The 26482-nt window shown below is 49.1% G+C and carries 22 protein-coding genes; all 22 read left to right on the top strand.

Features of this window, described 5'->3' with window-relative positions; translation table 11 throughout:
- The first annotated feature begins 122 nt into the window (after positions 1-122).
- The gene (gene fabI, locus Q0101_RS02415) at positions 123-950 is read left to right on the top strand and encodes an enoyl-ACP reductase FabI (protein ID WP_297941962.1); all 828 of its coding nucleotides are present in this window, start codon (positions 123-125) and stop codon (positions 948-950) included.
- 27 nt (positions 951-977) lie between these two features.
- Complete coding sequence (locus Q0101_RS02420) at positions 978-1319, top strand: hypothetical protein (protein ID WP_297941964.1); 342 nt, start codon at positions 978-980, stop codon at positions 1317-1319.
- Positions 1320-1575: 256 nt separating this feature from the next.
- Positions 1576-2952, top strand: a complete 1377-nt coding sequence (locus Q0101_RS02425) for a 3'-5' exonuclease (RefSeq protein WP_297941966.1) — start codon at positions 1576-1578, stop codon at positions 2950-2952.
- A complete protein-coding gene (locus tag Q0101_RS02430) occupies positions 2942-3796 on the top strand; it encodes a DNA ligase (protein WP_297941969.1) in 855 nt (284 codons plus the stop codon). The genes Q0101_RS02425 and Q0101_RS02430 overlap by 11 nt, the downstream gene beginning before the upstream one ends.
- Positions 3797-3848: 52 nt before the next feature.
- Positions 3849-4838, top strand: coding sequence for a UDP-glucose 4-epimerase GalE (gene galE / locus Q0101_RS02435; protein WP_297941972.1), 990 nt, complete (start codon positions 3849-3851; stop codon positions 4836-4838).
- Between the two features lie 81 nt (positions 4839-4919).
- Positions 4920-6458: an oligosaccharide flippase family protein gene (locus tag Q0101_RS02440; protein WP_297941974.1), complete on the top strand. Its 1539-nt coding sequence runs from the start codon at positions 4920-4922 to the stop codon at positions 6456-6458.
- On the top strand, positions 6455-8077 hold the full coding sequence (locus Q0101_RS02445; protein WP_297941977.1) for a Coenzyme F420 hydrogenase/dehydrogenase, beta subunit C-terminal domain: 1623 nt from the start codon (positions 6455-6457) through the stop codon (positions 8075-8077). Before Q0101_RS02440 ends, Q0101_RS02445 begins: the two co-directional genes overlap by 4 nt.
- Positions 8074-9135: a polysaccharide pyruvyl transferase family protein gene (locus Q0101_RS02450; protein ID WP_297941979.1), complete on the top strand. Its 1062-nt coding sequence runs from the start codon at positions 8074-8076 to the stop codon at positions 9133-9135. The genes Q0101_RS02445 and Q0101_RS02450 overlap by 4 nt, the downstream gene beginning before the upstream one ends.
- Before the next feature lies 1 nt (position 9136).
- Positions 9137-10216 carry a glycosyltransferase family 4 protein gene (locus Q0101_RS02455; RefSeq protein WP_297941981.1) on the top strand — a complete coding sequence of 360 codons (1080 nt, stop codon included), beginning with the start codon at positions 9137-9139 and terminating at the stop codon, positions 10214-10216.
- A complete protein-coding gene (locus tag Q0101_RS02460) occupies positions 10216-11481 on the top strand; it encodes a glycosyltransferase (protein ID WP_297941984.1) in 1266 nt (421 codons plus the stop codon). Before Q0101_RS02455 ends, Q0101_RS02460 begins: the two co-directional genes overlap by 1 nt.
- The gene (locus Q0101_RS02465) at positions 11478-12521 is read left to right on the top strand and encodes a glycosyltransferase (RefSeq protein ID WP_297941985.1); all 1044 of its coding nucleotides are present in this window, start codon (positions 11478-11480) and stop codon (positions 12519-12521) included. The genes Q0101_RS02460 and Q0101_RS02465 overlap by 4 nt, the downstream gene beginning before the upstream one ends.
- Before the next feature lie 251 nt (positions 12522-12772).
- Positions 12773-13891: a glycosyltransferase gene (locus Q0101_RS02470; RefSeq protein ID WP_297941988.1), complete on the top strand. Its 1119-nt coding sequence runs from the start codon at positions 12773-12775 to the stop codon at positions 13889-13891.
- Positions 13892-13893: 2 nt separating this feature from the next.
- A complete protein-coding gene (locus Q0101_RS02475; protein WP_297941990.1) occupies positions 13894-16674 on the top strand; it encodes an STT3 domain-containing protein in 2781 nt (926 codons plus the stop codon).
- Positions 16675-16746: 72 nt separating this feature from the next.
- A complete protein-coding gene (locus Q0101_RS02480) occupies positions 16747-17874 on the top strand; it encodes a glycosyltransferase family 4 protein (RefSeq protein ID WP_297941991.1) in 1128 nt (375 codons plus the stop codon).
- Positions 17867-18472, top strand: coding sequence for an undecaprenyl phosphate N,N'-diacetylbacillosamine 1-phosphate transferase (gene pglC / locus Q0101_RS02485; protein WP_297941993.1), 606 nt, complete (start codon positions 17867-17869; stop codon positions 18470-18472). Before Q0101_RS02480 ends, pglC begins: the two co-directional genes overlap by 8 nt.
- Entirely contained in the window at positions 18459-19058 is a 600-nt protein-coding gene (gene pglD / locus Q0101_RS02490) for a UDP-N-acetylbacillosamine N-acetyltransferase (RefSeq protein ID WP_297941995.1), read from the top strand. Before pglC ends, pglD begins: the two co-directional genes overlap by 14 nt.
- A gap of 116 nt (positions 19059-19174) precedes the next feature.
- Complete coding sequence (pglE, locus tag Q0101_RS02495) at positions 19175-20272, top strand: UDP-N-acetylbacillosamine transaminase (RefSeq protein ID WP_297942022.1); 1098 nt, start codon at positions 19175-19177, stop codon at positions 20270-20272.
- Positions 20272-22077 (top strand): nucleoside-diphosphate sugar epimerase/dehydratase, encoded by a 1806-nt coding sequence (locus Q0101_RS02500; protein ID WP_297941997.1) that lies wholly within the window; start codon positions 20272-20274, stop codon positions 22075-22077. The genes pglE and Q0101_RS02500 overlap by 1 nt, the downstream gene beginning before the upstream one ends.
- Positions 22074-22757, top strand: a complete 684-nt coding sequence (gene hisH / locus Q0101_RS02505) for an imidazole glycerol phosphate synthase subunit HisH (protein ID WP_297941999.1) — start codon at positions 22074-22076, stop codon at positions 22755-22757. Before Q0101_RS02500 ends, hisH begins: the two co-directional genes overlap by 4 nt.
- A complete protein-coding gene (hisA, locus tag Q0101_RS02510) occupies positions 22757-23464 on the top strand; it encodes a 1-(5-phosphoribosyl)-5-[(5-phosphoribosylamino)methylideneamino]imidazole-4-carboxamide isomerase (RefSeq protein WP_297942001.1) in 708 nt (235 codons plus the stop codon). The genes hisH and hisA overlap by 1 nt, the downstream gene beginning before the upstream one ends.
- 78 nt (positions 23465-23542) lie before the next feature.
- On the top strand, positions 23543-24421 hold the full coding sequence (locus Q0101_RS02515) for a 50S ribosomal protein L11 methyltransferase (protein WP_297942003.1): 879 nt from the start codon (positions 23543-23545) through the stop codon (positions 24419-24421).
- The gene (ftsH, locus tag Q0101_RS02520) at positions 24418-26367 is read left to right on the top strand and encodes an ATP-dependent zinc metalloprotease FtsH (RefSeq protein ID WP_297942006.1); all 1950 of its coding nucleotides are present in this window, start codon (positions 24418-24420) and stop codon (positions 26365-26367) included. Before Q0101_RS02515 ends, ftsH begins: the two co-directional genes overlap by 4 nt.
- The last annotated feature ends 115 nt before the right edge of the window (positions 26368-26482 follow it).

Below are 26482 nucleotides of genomic sequence, written 5' to 3' on the forward strand. Positions count from 1 at the left end.
TCGCTTAGTCAAGGCAAAATTTAAAAAATAAGCGGAGCGAACATATGGTTCGTGAGCATTATTTTTTAAATTTTAACGCAGAATAAGTAGAAAAAGCCAAGCAAAAATAGAAAGGAGAAATAATGATTTTAAAAGGCAAAAAAGGCCTCATCGTCGGCGTTGCTAACGCCAAATCCATCGCTTACGGCATCGCCGAAGCTTGTCACGCCCAGGGTGCGCAGATGGCGTTTACCTACCTAAACGACGCGCTAAAAAAACGCGTAGAGCCGATCGCAGAGGAGTTTGGCAGCAAATTCGTCTATGAGCTCGACGTGAACAACCCAGCTCATCTTGACGGCCTTGCGGATCGCATCAAAGCAGACCTTGGCGAGATAGATTTCGTCGTGCATGCCGTGGCCTATGCGCCCAAAGAAGCGCTAGAGGGCGAGTTCGTAAACACGACCAAGGAGGCCTTTGATATCGCGATGGGCACGAGCGTGTATTCGCTGCTAAGCCTCACGCGCGCGGTGCTTCCGGTGCTAAAAGAGGGCGGCTCGGTGCTCACGCTCACCTATCTTGGCGGGCCGAAATTCGTGCCTCACTACAACGTAATGGGCGTCGCAAAAGCAGCACTTGAAAGCTCAGTGCGCTACCTAGCGCACGACCTTGGAGCAAGAAATATTCGCGTAAATGCGATCTCTGCAGGCCCGATCAAGACGCTTGCGGCAAGCGGTATCGGCGACTTTAGGATGATTTTACGCTACAACGAGATCAACGCGCCGCTCAAGCGCAACGTCACGACGCAAGACGTCGGCAACAGCGCGATGTATCTACTCAGCGACCTTGCTAGCGGCGTGACCGGCGAGGTGCATTACGTCGACTGCGGCTACAACATCATGGGTATGGGCGACGTGGCCACCGACGCCAAAGGTAAGACGATTCTTGCGTGGGATGCGGCTAAGGTCGAGTAAAAAGATACGTAAAAAAGGCTAAATTTGGTGCGCACGGTCTATTACGAAGCTAGGCACAAAGCCATAGCAGAGAGCGGCATAGAAGGCATCGCCGCCGTTTTGCGAGGTGATGACGAGGCCGAGAAAGCCTCGCTTTTGTTGTGTCTAGATTATTACCTTGATCCCTACTACGGCTGCACGCTGGCGCATGAGAGCGAAATTTTCGCCCTTTTGCAGGAGCTGCTTCTGAGCGAGCGCTCGCAAGCGATCAGAGACGATATTTTGCAACTTCTGGGCGATTACTGCGGCGATTTTAGCGTGCTGCGAAGCAGGATTTGCGAGGCGTCCGGCGAGCTTTTGCCGGGTATCAGGCGCTTGATCGAAGGATAAATTTAACGGCCGGCGCGCTTTCGTGCACAGTAATTACGCCGCAGCGAGCGGTAGCGAAATTTGCCGCGCCTCCGCGCACGCCCCTTTTGCCGCGAAAATACGGCAGCGTAAAATTTTAAGATTGGAAGCGGCAATGAAAACCTCGGATGAGCAAGGAGCTCGATCTAGCGAGCATACCTAAAAACGGCATGGAGATAGAGGATTATTTCAGAGCCGTTTTTGAAAAAAGCGGTAAAAGCCGCCAGGAAGGAGCTTGATGAAAAAGGATTATATCTGCGTATTTGATTGCGAGACGATCCCCGACGTAGCGGCGCTGGTGCGGGTGCTGGATGAGGATGCGATCGCGGACTGCTTTGAGTCTTTCGATAAAAAAAGCTTTGCAAAGCTTTTTGACGCGCAGCTCTCGCAAAAGATCGGCGGCGAGAAGCAAAGTGCGCCTTTAAATTTTGCTGTAAATTCGGCGGAGCAGAATTTTAAAATAGAAAATTCCGAGCAAAATTCCGCGCCGCAAAGCTTTACGCAGCAAGACGTCGCGTCTCAAAGCTTCGCGAGTGAAAATTCCGCTGAAAATCTCGCGCAGGGAAATTTTACGAGCGAAAATTCCGCATCGAATTCCACAGAGCAAAATTTAGCGCCACAAAATACGGCGCTCAAAAATTCCGCATCGCTAAATTTAACCTACGACGATACCGTGTCTCAAAGCTCCGCAGCACAGAGCTTCGCGACGGAAAATTCTATGCCCCGAAGCCCTGCGCCTCAGAATTCCGCGGCGGAAAGCTCTACGCTCCAAAACTCAAAGAGCGAAAATCTCGCTTCAAATTCCGCGCAAGATCTCGCGTCAAACGCGCTAAATTTTAAAATTTACGGCGAGCAATTGATCTTTAACGCGGATAAAAGCAAAATTTTAAACCACAAATTGCTCTCGCTTAGGGCGATGGAGATTTTCAAAGAAAAAACCGGCAGCGAGTTCCTGCCCGTCTGCTTCCATCGCGTCGTTAGCATTAGCGCCGTGATGGCGGACGGATTCGGCAGGTTTTTGCGCGTTTCGACGCTTGATGGCGAGAGCGAACGCGATAGAATCGCAAAATTCCTAACCTTCATCGAGGATTTTAATCCACGGCTCGTGAGCTTCAACGGACGCGGGTTCGATCTGCCGATGATTATGGCGCGCGCGATGTGCTATGATCTAAGCGCCGCGGCGTATTTTGAGACGAACGATCGCGATAACAACAAGAGTAAATGGGAGAACTACCGCAGCCGCTACGACGGGCGGTTTCATCTGGATCTGCTTGATCACATCAGCGATTTTGGCGCCGTTCGCGGGCTTAAGCTCGATCATATCTGCGCTAGCGTGGGCTTGCCGGGCAAATACGACGTGCACGGCGATCAGGTACTGCAGCTGTATTACGGCGGCGAGCAGGCCAAGATCGACGAGTACTGCAGATCCGACGTGCTTAACACCTACTGGCTGTTTTTGAAATACGAGCTTTTGCGCGGCAAGATCACCAAGGACGACTATCTGAATTACATCGCGGTGATGGGCGAATTTTTGCAAAAAGAGTGCGCGGGCATGAGCTACACGCCCGTTTTTTGCGACTTTATAGAAAGGGAGCTGGTGGCATATGCGAAGTGAAATTTTTAAAATTTTAAAAGGCGCGATTTTGGGTGCGCTGTTTTTGCTCTGCGGCGCGGTTGCGGATGAGGCTAAATTTAAACCGATGCTGCTTAAAGAATACGTCCCCGGCATGAATATCACGGGCTGGGTGATCAGCGAGAAGCTAGACGGCGTGCGCGCGATCTGGGACGGCAAAAATCTGCGCTCCAGGCGCGGCAAGATCATAAACGCCCCCGAGGGCTGGAGCGCGGGCTTTCCGCCGTTTTTCGTGGACGGCGAGCTATACACGGCGCGCGGAGAGTTTGAGCAGCTCGTCTCGATCGTCTCTTCTAGCGTGCCCGATGAGCGCTGGAGCAGGGTGAAATTTTACGCGTTCGATCTGCCGAAGGAGCAGAAAAACCTGAGCGCGAAGATGGAAATTTTAAGAAATTTTATCGCTTCAAGCGGAGCACAAAATTTACTCATCGTGCAGCAAACCCCGGTAAGCACGCACGCCGACGTGCAGGCGTATTTTGATCGCGTCATCGCAGCAGGCGGCGAGGGGGTCGTGCTGCGCGATCCAAACGCGCTTTATGAGAGCGGGCGCAGCGATAAAATTTTAAAATACAAAAAGACGCACGATAGCGATTGCAAGGTCGTAAAAATCAACCCGGGCTATGGCAAAAACGAGGGTAAGATGGGCTCGCTTAGCTGCGTGGATTTGCGTAGCGGAGTGAAATTTAAAGTAGGTACGGGCTTTAGCGACGAGATGCGGGCAAATCCGCCTAAGGTGGGCACGATCATCACCTATCAATACCAAAATTTAACCCGCGAGAAAAAGCCGCGCTTCCCCGTATTTTTGCGCGTGCGACCAGCGATTTAATCTAAGGGGCTATAATCGCGTGTTTTGATAAATTTGATCCGAAGGAGAATAGATGAAAATTTTAATCACAGGCGGCGCGGGATACATCGGCAGCCACGTCGCAAAGGCGCTTTTAGAAGCGAACCGCCACGACGTCGTCATACTGGATAATCTTTGCAAAGGCTCGATGCGAGCGATCGAGGCGCTTCGCAAGATAGGCGAGTTTGAGTTCGTGCAGGAAAGCCTAGAAAACACCCCTGCGATCGAGAAGCTTTTTAAGCGCGAGAAGTTTGACGCGATCATTCACTTTGCGGCGTTTATCGAGGTTTTTGAAAGCACGCAAAATCCGCTAAAATACTACCTAAACAACACCGCCAACGCGATGAATTTGATCGCGCTTGCGAACAAATACGGCGTGAAAGATTTCATCTTTAGCTCCACTGCAGCGACCTATGGCGAGCCGGACATCCCGCAAGTAAGCGAAGAAACTCCGCAAAACCCGATCAATCCGTACGGCAGAAGCAAGCTGATGGTTGAGTGGGTGCTAAAAGACGCGGCTGCGGCAAATCCGAATTTTAAATATGGAATTTTGCGCTACTTCAACGTTGCAGGAGCCGCTAGCGACGGCACGATCGGGCAGAACTATCCGAACGCGACGCATCTAATTAAGGTAGCGACCCAAACGATCGTCGGCAAGCGCGATAAGATGAGCATTTTCGGCGATGATTACGACACCAAGGACGGCACCTGCATACGTGACTATATCCACGTAGAAGATCTCGCAAGCGCGCATCTGGCGGTGCTTGATTATCTGCAAAGCGGTGAGAGCGCGGTCTTTAACGTAGGCTATGGCACGGGCTTTAGCGTAAAAGAGGTCGTTAATGAAGCCAAAAAAGTAAGCGGCGTGGATTTTAAAGTAGAGATCGCTCCGCGCAGAGCGGGCGATCCTGCCTGCCTCATCTCAAACGCAGATAAAATTCGCACCAAAACCTCTTGGCATCCCGAGCACGAGAGCCTGGATGAGATCATCCTAAGCGCGCTTAATTGGGAAAAGAAGCTCTAGGTTCTAGCGTGAAAGTGCGATTTGAAATTTTAAAATTTTACTCCGCCGCGTTTAATAGCGGCGAGCAAAAGGAAGCCTTGTTTGCTTAAAATTCTAAATGCCCCCGAAGCCGCACAGCGCAAGCTCGGCGTCGTGCTATCGTATGTAAATATCTTTGTTTCTACGATACTTACTTTGGTTTATACGCCGTTTTTTCTGCGAGCGCTGGGGCAGAGCGAGTTTGGGCTGTATTCTTTGGCTAGTAGCGTTATCGGTTATTTGGCGATTTTGGATTTAGGTTTTGGTAACGCCGTGACGGTCTATACCGCTAAATACGTCTCAAGCGGCGAAGTGGAGCGCATGCATAAGCTGCACGGCACGATTTTTAGCGTGTATTTGGTAATGAGCGCGGTGATCGTGCTTGCAGGAGCTGCGCTGCTAGCCAATCTGCACGCGATTTTTGGCGCTAAGCTAAGTACTAGTGAGATGGGCGAAATTCGCATTATGCTAATGCTACTAACTGCAAATTTAGCGATTAGTTTTCCTTTTAGCATCTATTCGTCGATTCTTACGGCGCATGAGAATTTCGTATTTATCAAGCTAGTTGGGATCTTTCGCACGATCGCTCTGCCGCTAGCTGCGGTGCCTGCGCTACTTTTGGGATATAAGGCTATCGCGATCGTAATCATCGCTACGGCGGTAAATTTAATCTGCGTCGCGGCAGATTTCATCTATTGCAAAAGCAAAGTCTCGCCCGTGATAAGCGTACGAAATTTCGACACCTCCACGCTTAAGCAAATTTTTGGCTACTCGTTTTTTATATTTTTAGGCATCGTAGTCGATCAAGTAAACTGGAATGTCGATAATTTTATCTTAGGCGCTGTAGCAGGCGCTACAGCGGTCTCCACGTATGCCGTAGCAAGCACGATAAATGCCACTTTCGTCACGCTTTCGCTCACCATTAGCGGTGTGATGCTTCCTAAAATCGCCAAAATGGTCTCTGCAAACTCCACCGATTCCGAGCTTGGCGCGGAATTTATCAAAATAGGCAGGCTGCAATTTTACGTGATATTTTTTATCGCGTCGCTTTTGGTGATTTTTGGGCGGGAGTTTATCGTGCTATGGGCTGGCGCAAATTATGAAATTTCATATGCAATCGCGCTTATTTTGGTGCTTCCAGTAAGCGTGCCGTTGATTCAAAATTTAGGCTTAGCCGTGCTTCAGGCAAAAAACAAAGTCAAATTCCGCTCAATCGCCGCGTTTTGCGTTACGCTCGTAAATATCGCTATTTCTATCCCACTAGCTAAGGCTTACGGTGGCGTGGGCGCTGCGTGCGGCACGGCTTTTGCGATCACCTTGTTAAATATCTGCGTGATGAATATCTACTATGCTCGTGTAATCGGACTTGACATCGCTAAATTTTGGCGAAATATCGGCGCGATGGTAGTAAAATTTGCTCCCGCAATCGCAGTAAGCCTAGCGATAAATTACGCATTAGGCTTGCACGGAGTGAGCTTTTTGCTAATTTGCGGCGGGCTTTATTCGGCTATGTTTGTGCTAAGCGCGTATTTTTGGGCGATGAATGACTACGAACGCGCGATTTTTGGTGGCATTGCAGCTAAGATAAGGAGGCGGGCTTGAGCTTCAATGTAATTAGCGAAGTAGTTACGAAAGACCGCTGTATCGGCTGCGGCGTCTGCGCGAGCAGCTGCCCTTTTAGCGTGCTAAAAATGCGGCTTGGAGGCAATGGATTTTACGCGCCTGAGGAGGGCGAAGGGTGCCGCGACAAATGTGATATCTGCCTAAAAGTCTGCCCGTTTTACGAAAAAGACGCGCTTGAAAACGAGCTAAATTCTAAATCATACGCAGAGCTGGAAGGCTTTAGCCCAGATTTTGGCAGGTTTTTAGCCACTTATAAATTCTACAAAAAAGATGAAGCGCAGCGCCTAAGCAGTGCAAGCGGCGGTGCGGGAGATTATATTTTTTGCGAGCTTTTTGCGCGCGGGCTCATTGATTACGCGATTTGCGCCGTGCCTGCGGACGAAGGGGATTTTATAGCCCAAAATTCCAAGCGTGATTTTTCTGCCTGCAATAATTTAGCGCAGCCACAGAATTTACAAAATTCCGCAACCGAAAATTTCGAGCAGAATTCCGTAATGGTAAATTTAACGCAGAATTTGGCGGACGATGATTCTATAAATTTTACGAGTGCGCAAAATTCCTTTTGCGAAAATTTTACGCAGAATTCCATGCAGAATTTTACAAATGAAAATTTCGCGCAGAATTCTAAAGCTTCTTGTAAAAATTCCGTATCAGCACAGAATTTTGCTTGCGAGAATTCCAAAAATGCGCGAAATTATGCGGGCGAAAATTCCGTGCCACTATTTAAATTTAGCGTGATAAAAAATGCTGGTGAGCTTACTCGTGCGCGCTCGTCCGCTTACTATCCGCTCACGCTTGAAGCAGTGCTAAAGGAGATGTCGCGCCGCGAGGGTAGATACGCGATTAGCGCGCTGCCGTGTTTTGCCAAGGCCTTAAGGCTTGCTGCGAGTAAAAATCCGCGCCTTAAATCCCGCATAAGCTTTATTATTGGGCTGGTTTGCGGACAGGGCAAGGGTGCTGGTTTTACGCATAAGCTGGCAGATCTTGCGTTTAAAGAGCGTAAGCAGCTCGCAGCGGTTAATTACAGATATAAAATCGCGGGCAAAAGCGCGATGAGCTTTGGCTTTAAATTCCGCGCTACAGACGGTAGCGAGGCGATAGACGATCGCAGTAGTAGCGCCTTTGCCTACTGGAGTTCGCGCGCTTTTACGCCGCTTGCGTGCAACGCCTGCACCGACGTTTTTGCCAAATGCGCCGACGTCGTACTGATGGATGCGTGGCTGCAAAGCGAAATGAGCGAGTGGCGCGGCACATCGCTCGTAATTACGCGCGCAGCTCAGATTGACGTGCTATTTTCGCAGCCTACGAAGCAGGCACGCGAGGCGATTTTTTGCGAGCGGATATCCGTAGCAGAGGTGCAGCGCTCGCAGCAAAGCCAGGTAGAGTGCAAAAACGAAATTTTCTATGGCGCGAAAAACCCGCTTAGACGCTACATCTTGCGCCAGAAGCTTCAGATCCAGCGATATAGCGCTACGCATTTTGATTGTGATGATTTCATCGCTGCTAGGCTTAAAAAAATTGCCGCTGCGAATAAAGTGCTAGCGCTTTTGACGCTACCAAAGATCGCGGCATATAAAATTTATAGGAAGTTTGCATGAAGATCGGGATTTTTACCCTGCCGCTAGTAAATAATTACGGCGGAATTTTACAAGCTTACGCGCTAAGCCGCGTGCTAGTGGAGCTTGGGCATGAGCCACGTCTCATAAACTTGCGCCTGCAAAGAAGTAAACTATCGATTGCGTATATTAAATTTTTAGTGGCATGCGCGCTTAAAAAGGAGCTTTGCGGCGCGAAATTTAATCCCTCTTACGAGCGCGATACTAGCGAGTTTGTAGCGGAAAATATCCCTTTAACCGCGCCTGTTTGCACGCCTGCGGATTTAAAGGCGCTGTGCGAGAAAGAGCGCTTTGAAGCGGTGATTTTAGGAAGCGATCAGGTTTTTCGCCCTAGTTATTTTGCGGATTTTGCAGATTGCTTTAGCCTTGGATTTTTGCCGCCTAACTGCACGCGGATCGCCTATGCTGCAAGCTTCGGCGGAGATAGGCTCTGTGGGCTTAAAAATCCCGCAGATTTAAAAGCTCACGCTGCAAATTTGGCTAAATTTAAAGCTATTTCGGTGCGTGAGTGCGATGGTGTAAAGCTTGCACGCGAATACTTTGGCGTAGATGCGCACTGGGTACTGGATCCTACGCTTTTAGCTAACAAAGAGATTTACGATAAATTTTTAAGCCATGCACCGCAGCGCAAGGGTTTTGCCTATATCCTAGATCCATCGCCTCGCTCTGAAGCGGCGATAGAGCTACTAAAAAAGCAAAGCGGCCTAGAGATATATGAGGTGAACGACCGCGGCAACCGCATCGGCATAAAAGCGTGGATAAACGCTATTGCAGGCGCGGAGTTCGTGCTAACCGACTCATTTCACGGCTGCGTATTTTCCATAATCTTTAATAAGCCGTTTTTTGTGTTCGTTAATGCTAGTCGCGGCGCGTCGCGCTTTAGCTCGCTTTTGGGCTCGTTCGGGCTTGAAGATAGAGCTTTGCAAGATCCCAAAGATGCGCGGTTGGACGCGACTATCGATTGGGATGGCGTAAATGAGGCGTTGCGCCGTAAAAGAGAGGACTCAATGAAATTTTTAAAAACAAGTTTAGGCTCATAAAATGAAAATAGCTATGGTAATTTCTGCTTTAGGCAAGGGCGGTGCCGAGCGCGTGCTAAGCGTGCTGGCAAATTTTTTCTGCCGCGAGAATGAAGTCTGTGTGATAAAATTTGACGCAGATGAGCCGTTTTACGCGCTAGATTCTAAGATCGAGCTTATTAGCTTGGATTTAGGAGTAGGCGATTTAGGAATATTTGGCAATATAAAAAAGCGCTACGATAAAATTTTAGCCTTGCACAGGCTTCTAAAAAGTCGTAAATTTGACGTAGTAATCTCGTTTTTAGATAATACCAATGTCCTTACGCTTATCGCAAATCTAGGAGTTGGGCAGAAAATCATCGTCTCCGAACATACCAATCACCGTTTTTTAAAAAGTCCGATCTGGCGAGCGCTCAAGCGGATCTTTTATCCGCAAGCTGCAGGTCTTAGTGTGCTTAGTAAATTCGATCTGGATCATTACACATATGTGCAAAATCGAGTGATTATGCCTAATCCGATGTTTGAGATCAGCCATGCTAAAGATGCTCGCCCGCCTAAAGAAAATATCATCCTAGCAGCCGGCCGGCTCAATGTCTATAAGGGCTTTGATGTCCTTCTTAAGGCACTTGCGCTTATAGATTTCAATCTTTTAAAAGAGTGGAAGGTGGTGATCGCAGGCGACGGAGAGGAACGAAAGAGCCTTGAGAGCCTAGCTGCGAAGCTGCGCTTAAATGTGCAGTTCATCGGCTTTGTGCGCGATATCGAAAGCTTATATGAACGCGCTAAAATCGTAGTTGTAACCTCCAAGATGGAGGGCTTTTGCAATATTTTGATGGAGAGTATATTTTTCGGCACCGCTAGAATTTCTACAGATTGCATCGCAGGTCCTAGCGAGCTTATAAGCGACGGCGTGGATGGGTTTTTATGCCCTGTAGGCGATAGCGCGAGCATCGCAAAAAAGCTTGAAATTCTAATGAGCGACGAAAAGCTGCGCGAGCGACTCGTGCAAAATGCCTCTAAGCGCGAGGAGAGCTTTAAAATTGAAACGATCGGGCGACGCTGGCTTGATTTCATAGACGCTACGATACACAGGGAGGAATAATGAGCGAAAATCCCCTAATCTCGGTCATCATCCCCGTTTATAATGTCAAAGAATTTCTGCACGCTTGCGTGGAGTGCATTACGGCGCAGACCTATACGAACTTAGAAATTTTGCTCGTAGATGATGGCTCAAATGATGGTAGCGAGGCGATTTGCGACGAATACGCCGCGCGTGATCCCCGTGTGCGCGTGCTGCATAAACCAAACGGCGGGCAGGCTAGTGCACGAAACGCTGCTTTGGATGTCGCTTGCGGGGAGTTTATCAGTTTCGTAGACAGCGATGATTTGATAAGCCTTGATTTGATTGAGACGCTTTTTCGCCTGACGCAGAAATTTTGCACCAAAATCGCTATGTGTGGCTACACAGCATTTAGCGACGAGAGCGAAATAAATAATTTCAAGGCGGCTTTAAATTCTAAAGAAAATCAAAATTTTAAAGAGATTAATAATCCGGAAAAGATCGTAAATTCGAATGCTAACGCAGGCGAATACAAAATATCGCCGCAAGAGCTTTTTAGACGCAGCTGCACGCAGGATCCGTATTTTAGCACCGCGGTTTGGCGCGCGCTGTTTGCTCGCGAAATTTTCACTGCTTTGCGCTTTCCTACGGGGCAGATCTATGAGGATGTGGCGATATTTTTTGATATTTTTAACGCTTCTATTACGGCGTGCACGGATGAAATTTTATATTTTTACCGCGTAAGGGCGGGCTCGACCGTAAACTCATTTGCGCGCAGGCATCTTGCGGTCATCGCTGCGGTGCGCCGCTATACTGAGGCGATCGCTGTGAATTATCCAAGCTTGGCGCGTGAGGCTAATTTTACTCGCTGCGAGTCCGCGCTGAATACGGCGTTTTTAATTATCAAATCGAGCTTTGATCTTGCAGGCTTGGATGGAGATGCAACTTCTCCTTCCGAGGCTAATACGTGCAGCTTGGCAAACGAAGCAGATTTGCATGGTGCTGATAGTTTATCTTGCGCATGCGGTAAAAATTTTGCAGTTAAAAATTCCTCCGAGCAAAATTATATGCGAAATTCTGAGCAGAATTCCGCGTCGCAAAGAAAGACCGCAGATCCCCGCTCGCCTTTAAACGCCGCAGAAGCTGCGCAGCAGATCCGCTCACTGCACGCTTTGGTGTGCGAGCGGCTGGATTTTGGATTTTTCGCGGCGCATGCAAGCCGCACGCAGACGCTGATGATGGTCTTATTTTACGCTAGCCCCGCGCTTTTGCGGCTATTTTATAAAATTTATCGGAAGTTAAAATGAAAATTTTATTCGTCATCGCAGCTCTTAGAAACGGCGGCGCCGAGCGCGTGCTTCAGGTTTTGGCGAACCATTTTGCGCGCGCAAACGACGTTACGATCGCGATTTTGGAAAATGACGAGGGTAGGTATAAATTTAGCGAAAAGATAAAATTTTTGCATCTGGACGTTTATAAAAACGGCGGCAGGTTCGATAAATACAGAATTTTGCGCGAGTGTTTCAAGCGCGAGCGCCCAAGCGTCATCATCAGCTTTATGGACTGGACGAACGTAGCGTGCGTGATCGCAAGCTTTGGGCTAGATATCCCGCTCATCGCGACCGAGCATAACGCGCACGATTATCTGCGAAGCGGGCTTTTTAGCCGCGTGCGCGATCTGTGCTATAAAAAAGCGGACGCGCTTACGGTGCTTACGCGTTCGGACTTTGAGTACTATTCGCGATTTGTCAAAAACTGCTTCGTCGTGCATAACCCCTTTTTCGGCGATATTTGCGATACCAAGGGCGTTAAGCGAAACGTGATCTTAAGCGTCGGCAGGCTCGAGCCCGTAAAGGGGTATGAAATTTACTTTGACGCGCTAAGCAGGATCGATAAAAGCCTGCTTGCGAAGTGGGAAATTTTAATCGCGGGCGACGGCTCGCTGCGCGAAAGCTTGCGCGAGCTGGCAGCACAGCTTGGGCTTGAAGTGCGATTTTTAGGGCATAAGCAGGACGTGAGCGAACTGTATAAAGAAGCCAAAATTTTTGTGCTCAGTTCGCTTAATGAAGGGCTTTCGAACGTGCTGATCGAGTCTGCGTTTTACGGCTGCGCACGGCTTAGCAGCGATACAGCGGGTGCAAAAGAGCTCATAAAGGACGGCTTTAGCGGCGTTTTGTTTAAATGCGGCGATACGTGCGAGCTTGCGAGCAAGCTTGAAAATTTGATGCGCGATGAGGCGCTGCAAAAGCGGCTCGTGCAAAATGCAAATGAAAATTTAGACGATTTTTCGCAGGAGCGCATAGTCGAGCTCTGGCAGGGCTTGATCGATCGGTTTGCGCGCAAATAGTAGTGCCGTTTATTACGTCGCCGCGGCGCGCAGGGATTAAATTTAAACTTCAGTGTGCTATAAGATAGGCTCTTGCGCCTGAGCGTATCGGCGTGGCTAAATTTACAAAGCCGCGTTGCGTGATGAAATTTAGCCGCTTAGAACAGCGCAAAATACGCTAAATTTAAACGGAGTGTGCGGCGTATGTTCGCGTAAAAAGGCGCGAGCAAAGTTTAAATTTATGGCGCGGCAGAAATTTAAAAGGTAAAGGGATGAAGAAATTAAGCGTTTTTATATATTCTATGGGAGGCGGCGGCGCCGAGCGCGTCGTAAGTAACCTATTAGGCGAGCTTACGGCGCGCTACGAAGTGCATCTGGTGCTGATGAACGAGAGGATTTTTTATGAAATTCCAAGCGGCGTGCAGATCCATTTCATCGAAAAATCAGCCCCCTTTGAAAATGGGCTGCTGAAGCTTGCAAAGCTTCCGTTTTTGGCGCTGCGATACAAAAAGCTATGCGAGAGGCTGGGTATCGACATCCACTTCGTTTGGATGAACCGTCCTTGTTACGTTGCGGCGCTGGCGCGAGTTTACGGACTGCGCGGAGCGATGATTTTTAACGAATGTTCGACGCCGTCGGTGCTGTATAAAGAGCCGAGCTTTAAATCCAAAATTTCAAAGCTTCTGCTTCGCAAGCTCTATCCGAAGGCCGATTTTATCTTTCCGAATTCGCTTGGAAATTTGCGCGATCTGGCGGATAATTTCGGGATTGACGAGTGCAAAATGAGCGTGCTATACAACGCGATCGATCTAGATGAGATCGGCCGCAAAGCTAGCGAGCCTATCGCGCAGCAGAGGCCCTTTTTCCTAAGCGTCGGCAGGCTCGATGCGGGTAAAAACCACGCGCTTTTGATCCGCGCGTATGCGAATTTAAAAAATAACGACAAAGACCTGCTGATCTTGGGCGACGGCGTGCTGCGAGCCGAGCTTGAGGCTCTGATAGAGGAGCTCGGCTTGGGCAGCCGCGTGAAGCTTTTGGGCTTTGACGCAAATCCGTATAAATATATGGCTAGATGCTATGCGTTTGTCTTCGTAAGCCTTTTTGAGGGCTTTTCAAACGCGCTTATCGAAGCGCTTGCGTGCGGCAAGCTCGTGATTTCAAGCGATCATCAAAGCGGCGCGCGCGAGCTTATGGGGCAGAGCGAATGGGGCGTGCTGGTGGGCGTAAACGATCTAGAAAGCACTCAAGCGGCGATGCAAAAAGCGCTGGATGATGAAAATTATGTAAAATTTTATGAGAAAAAGGCTAAAATTAAAGCCTCGTTTTTCGATAAAAAACGGATAGCAAGCGAGCTGATCGCAAAAATAGAACAAATCGACGAAGGAAAATAGGCGTGGGTGAAGAAAAAAAGGCTTTTAGCGTTAGAGAGATCGACGAAGGATTGGACGATCAAAAAGGCGCGCAATCAATGGGTGCCGACAAAGCTGCCCTAAGCGAAAATTTTGCTAGTGAGGGAAATTTTGATGCAGAGTATTCCGCAGGCGGCGGAGAGAATTTTAATGGCGAAAATGCCGAGATTGAGGGTAGCGAGGATACCGCGCCTCAGAGCGATAAAAATTCTGCGCTTGATGCAAAAAATTCCGCGAGCAAAAATTCCGCGCACGCCGGCGTTAAAAATTTAAGCGACGATCAAGTGCGCGCTGTTTCTGCAAAAATGCGAGCACAAAAAAAATCCAAAAAGGCTAAAAAATCAAGTGGACGAAATTCTACCTCGGTAAATTCTGAAAATTCCGCAGGCGCAAATTCTACAAACTCAAATTTGAAAGGCACTGCGAATTCCACGAGCAAAAATTCTACAAATAAAAATTCCGCTGGCGTTGCGAACTCTACAAATAAAAATTCCGCAAAAGCCGCTAATTTGGCTAAATTTAAAAATGCGAATTCCGTAAGTGCTTTAAATTCTACAAACGGCATAAATTCTGATAATTCTAAAAACTCCACAGCGGAAAATTCCCAAAATTCTAAAAATCAGTCAGCTGGCGTGCTCCCTGCCAGGCGCAGAATTTTTGGCTTTATAAAAAATTATGAGTTCTCCAAGCATATTTTGCTGATGATTTTGTTCGCATTTGCCTTTAGCGTGGCGTTTCGTATGTGGTGGGTGCATTGGGCGAGCGGCTTTCCGAATTACTTTTTTTGGAACGACGAGCTGATGATAAACACCAACGACGGCTACGCCTTTGCAGAGGGCGCGCGCGACCGACTCGCCGGCTTTCATCAGCCCAACGATCTTAGCTACTTTAGTGCACCGCTTTCGATCGTGACGGCGTTTTTGGCTGAAATTTTGCCCTTTAAAATCGAGACGATATTCGTTTATCTGCCGGCTTTGTTTAGCTCGCTCATCGTAGTGCCGATCTTGCTGATCTCAAGCGAGTTTCGCTGCATGCGCGCGGGCTTCATCGGCGCGCTTGTCGCGAGCGTGGCGAATAGCTACTACAACCGCACTATGGCGGGGTATTACGACACCGATATGCTAAATATCGTGCTTGCGATGTGTATTTTGTGGGCACTCATCCGTATTTGCACGCGCGGCTCGCGCAGCACGCTGTTTTGGCTGGGTGCGTTTACGATATTTTATATGTGGTGGTATCCCTCCAGCTTCTCGCTAAATTCCATGATGCTCGCCGTATTTTTCGCCTACACGCTGATTTTTAAGCGAAAAAGTGCGATAAATTACGAAGCGATGATCATCTTTTTGATTGCGCTTTGCTCCACGCCTTTGGTAGCTAAAATTTTAATCTCGCTTGCGTTATTTTGGCTCTTTGCGTTTAGAGGAAAGCTATTAAATTTTAAAATTTTAGCGATTATCGGCGCGCTTGCCGTAGTCTTTTTCGTCGCAAACGGAGGTCTTAGTCCGATAATCTTTCAGGCGAAATTTTATATCTTCCGTTCCTTTGCGGACAACGCCGATACGGCATTTCATTTTTTCAACGTCAATCAAACAATCCAAGAATCGGGCATCGTGCCAACTAATATCTTTATGGAGCGCATCAGCTCGCACGTCGCGGTTTTCGTGATCGCGACGATCGGATATTTAGTGCTTTGCTTTAGACATAAGGAATTTTTGCTCTCGATCCCACTTCTGCTTTTGGGCTTTGCAGCGAACAAAGCGGGCCTTAGATTTACAATCTACGCCGTGGGCGTGATGGGGCTAAGTTTCGGATATATTTTGTATTTTTGCGTAAAGCGCTTGGATCTGCCAAAGATCGCAGGGCGCGCGATACTGCTTATTTTGACGGCACTTGCGATCTATCCTGCATGGCAGCACATCGTCTCGTACAAGGTCGATACGGTCTTTTATCAAAGCGAGGTGCGGGTGCTAGATGAGCTCAAAGATAAAGCGCAGCGCGAGGATTACGCGCTTTCGTGGTGGGACTACGGTTACGGCATACGCTATTACAGCGACGTAAAGACCCTCATCGACGGTGGCAAACACCTCGGCAACGATAATTTTCCCGTTAGCTTCGCGCTTTTTAGAGATCAGATGAGTTCCGCAAATATGGCGCGCCTGGATGTCGAATACACCGAGCGCGGATATAGCGAAAAAATTCCAAACAAGCTAAAGCAAATTTTAAAAGACTACAACGCGACTGATGTAAATGATTTTATCTTAAGCTTGGGACTGGCTGATTTTAAGCCGCCGAAGCCTACGCGCGATATCTACTACATCCTGCCCGATCGCATGATGAATATCTTCCCCGTCGTTACGCAGTTTTCAAACATCGACATCACTGACGGCAAGCAGCTAGGCGAGCTGTTTTTCATAACGAGCGATAGGTTCGTTCAAGATCAAAGCGGCGTGCATATGGACAACGGCTTTTCGATCTCTCCGAATTTGCTTAGTTTAGAATTTAGCGGCAGAAAATTCGCGATCAATACCTTTTATGAAACGAGCTACGACGCGAGCGGCAAGCTGGCGGTCAAGGAGCTTAACATGGACAGCAGCGCGCAATTTTACGTGGTTTTCATGCGCGATTACGGGCGATTTTTGCTGCTAGATAAGACGATGCTAAACTCAAGCTACATTCAGCTTTTTGTATTTGAAAGATATAGACCCGAGCTATTCGAGCCTGTGATCTTAAGCCCTGCTGTGAAAGTTTATAAATTAAAGCGCTAGATAAATTTTGCCGCAAGCTAAGGAGAAATTTATGGAATTTAATCTCGCAACGCCAAAAAAGGAATGCAACAGATGGCTCGCATAGGGTTTTTAAGCCATGCCGATATGAGCTTACATTTCTTTCGCCGCCCGATAATGCAGGCTTTAAAAGAGCACGGGCACGAGGTTTTCGCAATCGCTCCTCGTGGCGCTTATACGCAGGATTTAGCGCGCGATTTTAATGCCGTAACCTACGATCTTGATCGAGCGAGCTTAAATCCGCTTACCGTATTTAGCAACACCAAAGCCCTTGCGCGCGAGCTAAAGAGGCTAAATTTGGACCTGCTGCAAACAGCTGCGCACAAATCAAACGTGTTTGGTACGCTGGCGGCTCGAGAGGCGGGTATAAAATATGTGATAAACTTAGTCGAGGGGCTGGGCAGCTTTTATATCGACGAAGATATTAAAACAAGGCTCGTGCGATCGGTTTTGGAGAAGCTTTATAAATTTTCATTTTCGCAGACGGATGCTTGCATATTTGTAAACGATGCCGATCCTGATTATATGCTATCTCGCGGGCTTATTGCGAAGCAAAAGGTCATAAGGATTAAAAGTGTAGGCGTAAATGCTGAAAGGTTCAACCCCCAAATCGTTAGTGCGGCGGATTTGGGCGAGGATTTGCACGGCAAAAAGATCGTACTGATGATAGCTCGCGCGATGTGGCATAAGGGCGTGAGAGAATTCTACGAAGCAGCAGAAATTTTAAAAGATCGATCGGATGCAAAATTTGTCTTTGTGGGCGAGGGCTTTGCGGGCAATAAAAGCACTGCTGATCCTGCGTTTTTGCAAAGCGGTGCGGTGCATTATCTAGGTGCTAGAAACGATGTGCCTGAGCTTTTGAAGGCTAGTTACTTGCTGGCACTTCCTAGCTACAAGGAGGGCTTTCCGCGCACAGTTTTAGAGGCGATGAGCATGGCGCGAGCCTGCGTGGTAAGCGATTGCAGCGGCTGCGTAGAAGCCGTGCAAGATGGTGTCAACGGCTTAATTTGCCGCACTCGCGACGCAGAGGATCTTGCGCGAAAGATCAAAATTTTGCTAGATGATGAGCCGCTTTGCGAGAGGCTGGGACGAAACGGGCGCGAGATGGTGCTTGCAAATTACGACGAAAAGATCGTCACGGAAAAATATTTAGAGGTTTATAGGAAATTTATCGATGTATAGGTGTTTTTTAAAGCGCGCGCTAGATTTTACGGCGGCTTTGGTTTTGATCATTTTGGTTTCGCCCGTGATGGCGCTTACGTGGTTTTTGATCCGCAAACACATTAGCAAAAGCACGATTTTTACGCAATCTCGCCCTGGGTTTGATGAGCAAATTTTTAAAATTTACAAATTTAAAACGATGAGCGACGAGTGCGGCGCGGACGGCGAATTGCTGCCCGACGAAGAGCGGCTTAATGAATACGGCAAAAAAATTCGCGCGCTAAGCCTGGATGAGCTGCCGCAGCTTTTTAACGTGCTAAAGGGCGATATGAGCTTCATCGGACCACGTCCGCTACTGATTGAGTACCTGCCGCTTTATTCGCCGCCGCAGCGCCTTAGGCACAGCGTGCGCCCGGGCATCACGGGGCTTGCGCAGGTAAACGGACGCAACGCGATCAGCTGGGAGAAAAAATTTGAGTTCGATACGTATTACGCGCAAAATTTAAGCTTCGCGCTCGATCTTAAAATCGCGCTTTTAACGATTAAAAAAGTGCTTGCGAAAGAGGGCGTAAATAAAGAGGGCATGGCGACTACGGAGAAATTTAATGGGCACAACTAAAATTTACGTTTACGGCGCGAGCGGACACGGGTTGGTGGTCGCGGACGTCGCGCTAGTCGCGCGCGGAGCTAAATTTAGCGAGGTCGTTTTTTTAGACGACGCGGCAGGGCCAAAATTTAGCGAGGATCTGCCGAAGCACCCCGTAATAATCGCTATCGGCGATAACAAAACTCGCGCAAAGATCCAAGAGAAGGTGGTGCGTGCGGGTTTTGAGATAGCGACGCTGATTCATCAAAGCGCCATCGTTAGCCCAAGCGCCTCTATCGGCGAAGGCGCGGTCGTAATGCCCGGCGCCGTGATAAATGCGCGAGCTAAAATCGGTCGCGGCGCGATAATCAATTCAGGCGTCGTAATCGAGCATGAGTGCGAGATCGGCGAGTTCGCGCACATTAGCCCAAACGCGGCGCTTGCGGGCGGCGTGAAGGTGGGGGCGTTTTCGCACGTGGGCATCGGCGCCAGCGTCATTCAGAGGCTAAAGATCGGGCAGCGCTGCATCATTGGCGCGGGCGCTGCGGTAGTGCGCGACATACCTAGCGATTGCACGGCGGTAGGCGTACCCGCTCGCGTGATTAAAAAAAATAGCTGAATTTAAAATTTATAGCATTAAAAGTGATAAAATCCGAGCATTTAAATTTAATGCCGAAAGCTAAATTTAGCCTTGCGACGCGCGAGGTTAAATTTAAAGATCAAGGAAGGATAGAGATGGCAAGAGTATTTTTAAGCCCGCCGAATATGGGCGGCGATGAGCTTGAGTATATAAAAAAGGTATTTGAGAGTAACTATATCGCGCCTTTAGGCGAATATGTAAATCGCTTTGAGGATGCGGTGAAATCATATACGCACGCACGCGGCGCGCTAGCGTTAAACGCAGGCACGGCGGCGCTTCATCTGGCGCTTCGCTGCAGCGGCGTAAAGGACGGCGACGTGGTGCTTGGCTCCACGTTTACCTTCATGGCGTCGCTAAATCCGATATTTTACGAGCGCTGCGTGCCGGTGCTGATAGACAGCGACGAGAGTTGGAATTTAAGCCCGAAGCTGCTTAAAGAAGCGATCAAAAAATCGCCGAAAAAGCCAAAGGTGCTCGTCGTTACGCATCTTTACGGACAGGCTGCGAAGATGGACGAGATATGCGAAATTTGCGCGAACGAAGGCATTGATGTTATCGAGGATGCCGCAGAGGCGCTGGGTGGATTTTATAAGGGTAAAGCACTTGGCGGTATCGGAAAATGCGGCGCACTAAGCTTTAATGGCAATAAAATCATCACCACTTCTGGCGGCGGAATGCTGATCTCAAACGATGAGGAGCTAGTGGCTAAGGCTAGATTTTTAAGCACCCAGGCGCGCGAGCCGCTGCTTCACTACGAACACAAGGACTACGGCTACAACTACCGCTTAAGCAACGTCTTAGGCGCTATCGGCGTAGGTCAGATGGAGGTTTTGCCGCAGCGCGTAAAGAGAAAACGCGAAATTTTTAAAATTTACGAGGATCTGTTTAGAGGCGCCGACGTGGAGTTTATGCCGGAAGTCGATGGTAGCGAGGGCAATAGATGGCTTACGACTTTATTATTTAAACAAAAAGGCGCTCATCTAAAGGTTATCGATGCGCTAAATAAAGCCGACATCGAATCTCGTCCGCTTTGGAAACCGATGCATCTGCAAAGTATCTTCGCAGGCGCGCTTAGCGTAGTTGACGGCACGAGCGAGGATATGTTTGAGCGCGGAATTTGCCTGCCTAGCGGCACAGATATGAGCGACGAGACGATCGAGCGCGTCGTAAAAATCGTAAAAGAAAACATCTGATGCTGTTAAAACCCACTAAATTTAGCCGCTTTGCGTTTTTTTTGCTGGGAGATATTTTTATCTCGATCCTCTCCGTTTATATCGCGTTTTTGCTGCGATTTAGCGGAGATATACCGAACGAATTCTATAAAGGCGCGCTGCTTAGCGCCTCGAGCCTCACGGCGATTAAAATTTGCTACTTTTGGTTTTTGCGGATCTATTTAGTTCCGTGGAGATTTTTCGGGCTATACGAAGCGAGAAAGCTCTTCTACGCGCACGTGATGGCGGCGCTTACCTTTTTGATCCTGTTTTTTTTAGCGAGTAAAGTTTTTAACCCCTTCCCGCGCTCGGTCATCATTATCGATGCAGCGATCTCGTTTATTTTGATCAGCGGGGTTAGAATTTCAAAGCGGATGTTTCTAAGCGAGAAGAAAAACATCACGAATAACGAGCCTTGCATCGTCGTAGGCGCTACGAGCAAGACCTTTCACGTCCTAAAAGGGATGCGGCAAAAATATATCAATTACTATCCGGTGGGCGTCGTGGACGGGCGGCCTGAGCTAGTAGGGACCTATTGCGAAAACTACGTCGTCAGGGCTAAGAGCGAAATTCCGCAGATGATCAAAGATAGCGGCGCCAAAACCGCGATCATCGCGCTGGCGCTGTATCCTGACGAGCTAAAGGAGCTCTACGACGAGCTGTTTGCATACGGGCTAAAGGATATCAAGCTCTTTTCGCTTTTGGAGGATGAGAGCAAAAAGATCCGCGACGTATCGATCGAGGATCTGCTCGCTCGCAAGCCAAAAGACCTCGACACCAAGGCGATCGAAAATTTTATCAAAGACAAGATCGTGCTGGTAACGGGCGCGGGCGGCACGATAGGAAGCGAAATTTGCAAGCAGTGCTTGAAATTCGGCGCAAAGAGGCTCATTATGGTCGAACACAGCGAGTTTAATCTCTACTCGATCAACGAAGCGACGGGCGCAGATATGCGCAACGAGCTAAAGATGATAAATATCGTCTATCATCGCGAGCTGGAGGAGGTTTTTGCGGAATTTCATCCGGAAGTAGTCGTGCATGCAGCGGCGTATAAGCACGTGCCGCTGTGCGAGTTTAATCCGCATTTAGCGGTCAAAAACAATATCATCGGCACTAAAAACGTAATCGATCTGTCCAAAAAACATGGCGCGAAAAAGGTCGTTTTGATCTCGACCGATAAGGCGGTGCGACCGACGAACATTATGGGCACGACGAAGCGCATCTGCGAGCTTTACGCGCTAAATTCCAACGATGCGGCAAGCGATACGCAGATCGTCGCCGTCCGCTTCGGAAACGTGCTCGGCTCAAGCGGCAGCGTCATTCCTAAATTTAAACGCCAGATCGAAGCGAACGAGCCGCTTACCGTTACGCACCCCGAGATTACGAGATATTTTATGCTCGTTAGCGAGGCGTGTCAGCTCGTTCTTCAGGCAGCCTCCATCGCGCAGGGCGGCGAGCTTTTCGTGCTGGATATGGGCGAGCCCGTAAGGATCGCCGATCTTGCCAAGCGAATGTTGCAGCTTGCCGGCAAGGAGGAGCTGGGCATTAAATTTGTAGGTCTGCGCCCAGGCGAGAAGCTTTATGAGGAGCTTTTGATCGACGAAAACGACAAGAGCACGAAGTATCAATCCATCTTCGTAACCCACTCCGCAAAATACGACCTAGAGGAGCTAAGCTCGCAGATCGAGGAGCTTTCGGAGTGCGAGGACGCGCAGGTCGCGGATAAGCTAAAACGTATCGTGCCGGAGTTTTCGCACCGATTAAACGATATGAAGGGCACGGCTTGATCGGTATCGTGGATTACGGCGCGGGCAATATCCAAAGCGTGATGAACGCGCTTAGCTTTTGCGGCGCTAAATTTTGCCTAGCGCGCAGCCCCGAAGAGCTTTTGAGTTGCGATAAAGCCCTGCTTCCGGGCGTGGGCGCATTCGGCGAGGCGATGGAGAGGCTTCGCGCAAGCGGTATGGACGCCGCGATTAAAGAGTTCGTCGCGAGCGGCAGATATTTTTTAGGCATCTGCCTTGGGATGCAGCTTCTGTTCGAGCAAAGCGAGGAATTTGGCGCGCGCAGCGGGCTTGGAATTTTACCCGGTCGCGTCGTGAAATTTGACAAAACGAAATTTAATATTCAGGGGGTGAAATTTAATTCAGACGGGGCAGAGCCTAGCGAGCGCTGCGGACAAAATTCCACTTGCGCCGAAAGCCTAAAGATCCCGCACGTCGGCTGGAACAGCGCGCACTTTATCAAGCGCTCGCCGATAAATGCGGGCCTAGGCGAGTTTGAGTATCTGTATTTCGTGCACTCTTACCACGTCCTTTGCGCGCGCAAGATCACGCTTGCGAGCACGTTTTACGGCTATGAGTTTGCAAGCGCGATCTGGCGCGAAAACGTATTCGCCTTTCAGCCGCATCCCGAAAAAAGCCACGATGCGGGCATAAAAATCATTAAAAATTTTACGGAGCTGTGATGGAGATTTTCCCTGCGATTGATCTGAAACAAGGATGCGCCGTGCGCCTTAGCAAGGGCGAGATGCAAAGCGCAAAAATTTATTCCAAGGACCCCTGCGAGCTAGCCAAAAAATTTGAAGATCTCGGCGCTAAGTGGCTGCATCTGGTTGATCTCGACGGCGCGTTTGCGGGCGAGGCGGTAAATTTCAAAGCGATCGAGCGGATCGTAAAAAGCACTCGCTTGCGCGTCGAAGTGGGCGGTGGCATACGCGACGAAGCGCGCATAAAGGAGTATTTGAGCTTAGGCGTCGATAGATTTATCCTGGGCTCGGCAGCGCTAAAAAACCAGGATTTCGTAAGGGGGATGGCGAAGCTTTACCGCATCGTCGTGGGCATAGACGCAAAAGAGGGGCTAGTAGCGACTGAGGGCTGGGCGGAGCTAAGCTGCGTAAAAGCGACCGATCTGGCGCGATACTACGCGGACGCAGGCGTTTGCGCGATCATCTGCACCGACATATCGCGCGACGGGATGTTAAGCGGCGTGAACGTAGAATTTAGCCGCTCTATCGCGAAAGCTAGCGGCATCGATACTATCGCAAGCGGCGGCGTGAAAGATATGAACGACATAATCGCGGTTAAAAACGCAGAGCTAATAGCGGGCGTCATCGTCGGCAAGGCGTATTACGAGGGCACGCTTGATCTTAAAAAGGCATTTGAAGCTCTATAAAAACGCCCCAGCGTAAGCAAAGTTTGAACTAAATTTTAGTAATATGCAGATTTTAAAATTTAAAGGCGATGTGAGGCGATGAAAGATTTTTTTTATGAGATGATCGTAAAAAGCGCGAATGCGAGCGAGCTTTTCAAGAGCTTCGCGTTTGAGCTCGGCGTTACCTGCGTCGAAGAACGCGGCGAGCGCTTCATAATCCGCGATGAAGAGGATCTGCAAAATTTAAAATTTGCGTTTGAGGAGTTTAAAAAGGGGCTCGCGCGATCTCTTAATTTAGACGCCGATCTGCAGATCGAAATTTCAAAAAAGCAAAACAAAGACTGGCTCGACGAATATAAAAAAGGGGTCGCGCCCGTGGCAGTCGGTAAATTTTACGTCCGTCCGAGCTGGTGCGAAAGATCGCAAGATCCCGCGCTAATTGATCTGCTGATCGATCCCGCTCTAGCGTTCGGCTCAGGTCATCACGAAAGTACCAATATGTGTCTGGCGCTGCTTAGCGAGCTTGCTCGCGCGGGCATGAGCGCGCTTGACGTGGGCTGCGGCAGCGGAATTTTAAGTATCGCGATGAAAAAACTGGGCGCAAAGGTAAGCGCTTGCGATACAGACGAGCAGGCGGTGGCAGCTACGCAGCAAAACGCCGAGAAAAACGGCGTGCGCATCGATCAAATTTGGCTCGGCAGCGTTTCAAGCTTGGGCGAGCAAGCGTCTAGTTTAAGCGAGCGCGCGCTCTGCAAAGACGCGCAGTTTGATCTCATCGTTGCAAATATAATCGCCGACGTAATTTTGGTCCTAAGCGCGGATCTGAAAAAAGCGCTAAAACCTGGCGGCAAGCTCGTCCTGTCGGGAATTTTAGAAAAATATAAAGATAGGATAGAGCAAGCCTTTTCGGATTTAAATTTCGTGCAGATGAAAAAGCAAAACGAATGGCTCAGCTTTGTATATGAAAGGAAGATATGAACAATAACCAAAACAATCAACCCCCTCAAAACGGCGGTGGAAATAATTTTTTCAATAAAAATCCGATCGGCGTTTTTATTATTTTCGCGCTTATTTTGATAGTCGTGTTTAAGGCGATATCGCCAAACGGCGGTTTTAATAGCGACGGTATGCTGGGCTCTGTCTCGGGCGAGACTAAAAACGTAAGCTACTCGGAGCTAAAATCGCAGATCAAAAACTCCCAAGTAAGCATGGTCTCCATCGGAAGCTCCACGATCAAAGCTCAAGTCGGCAACGTAATCTACACCGCTAAGCGCGTGGATGATCCCGAGCTAGTTCAAATTTTAGAATCGCGTAAAATTCCATACGGCGCGTATAACGAGAGTAATTTTTTGACCGATCTGCTCTTTAGCTGGGTCTTGCCGCTCGTGATTTTCTTTGGAATTTGGATGTTTTTAGCCAACCGCATGCAGCGTAATATGGGCGGCGGCGTGCTCGGCATCGGAAGCTCCAAAAACCTGGTAAGCGCCGAAAAGCCGAAGGTTAAATTTAGCGATGTAGCGGGTGTCGAAGAGGCGAAAGAGGAGGTTAAGGAGATCGTAGATTTCTTAAAAAACCCCGAGCGATACATCAGTCTCGGGGCTAAAATTCCAAAAGGCGTGCTTTTAGTGGGTCCTCCAGGCACGGGTAAGACGCTGCTAGCCAAAGCAGTCGCGGGCGAAGCGGACGTGCCGTTTTTTTCGGTATCGGGTTCGAGCTTCATCGAGATGTTCGTAGGCGTGGGCGCTAGCAGGGTGAGGGATCTATTCGATAACGCTAAAAAGCAGGCTCCGGCGATCGTTTTTATCGACGAAATCGACGCGATCGGCAAAAGCAGAACCGCGGGCGGCATCGGCGGCGGTAACGACGAGCGCGAACAGACGCTAAATCAGCTGCTTGCCGAGATGGACGGCTTCGGCTCGGAATCAAGCCCGGTGATCGTCCTTGCGGCTACTAACCGTCCTGAGACGCTCGACGCAGCGCTTCTGCGCCCGGGCAGATTCGATAGGCAGGTTCTAGTCGATAGACCTGATTTCGACGGCAGAATGGCGATTTTAAAAGTGCATATGCGCGATGTTAAATTTGCTCGCGATATCGATATCGAAGAGATCGCGCGCCTTACCGTGGGCTTTGCGGGAGCCGATCTTGCAAATATTATCAACGAAGCCGCGCTTTTAGCGGGTCGCGAGGCAAAGGCGGAGGTCGAGCAAAAAGACCTGCTCGAAGCGATCGAGCGCGTCGGCATCGGACTAGCTAAAAAATCGCGCCGCGTAAGCCCGATCGAAAAGCGGATCGTCGCCTACCACGAAAGCGGTCATGCGCTCATCGCCGAGCTTACCAAAGGCGCGATGCCGGTATCTAAAGTAACTATCGTGCCGCGCGGATTGAGCGCTGCGGGATATACGCTCAATTCTCCGTTTGAAAATAGATATCTGCATCAGCGCCATGAAATTTTTGCCGAGATCGATACGTTTTTGGCGGGGCGCGCGGCGGAGGATGTGTTTTTGGGCGAGATCACCGACGGAGCAGGTAATGATTTGCAGCGCGCTACCGATATGCTTAAATTTATGGCTACTCAGGTCGGAATGACCGATGCGCTCGGGCTTGCGGTGCTAGAAAAGCAGCAGTATTCCTTCCTAAACGGCGGACAGAGCATCAAGGATTACAGCGAGGTAACGGCGGTTAAGATCGACGAATATGTCCGCAAGACGCTGGATGAGCGCTACGCGGCGGTAAAAGAGACGCTAAGGACCTACGCTCCGGCGATCGAGGAGATGGTAAAGGCGCTGTATGAGAAGGAGACGGTCTCTGGCGAGCAGATTGTGGAGATCATCTCAAAATTTGAAAAAGATAACAGCATGCCTACCCGTCTGGTGCGAAATTTAGGCGCTAACGATGATATCGAAAGCGCAAAGAGCGAGGCTTAAATTTAAAGCTTCGCGCGCGGTAAGAACTTAGGGCTAAATTTTAAGAAGGTCGCGCTAAGGCGTTTTATGCGCGATCCGCGGCACCGAATGAAAAGCGGTGTAAAAATAAAATTTA

The organism is uncultured Campylobacter sp. (genome assembly GCF_937921625.1).
Classification (GTDB): domain Bacteria; phylum Campylobacterota; class Campylobacteria; order Campylobacterales; family Campylobacteraceae; genus Campylobacter_B.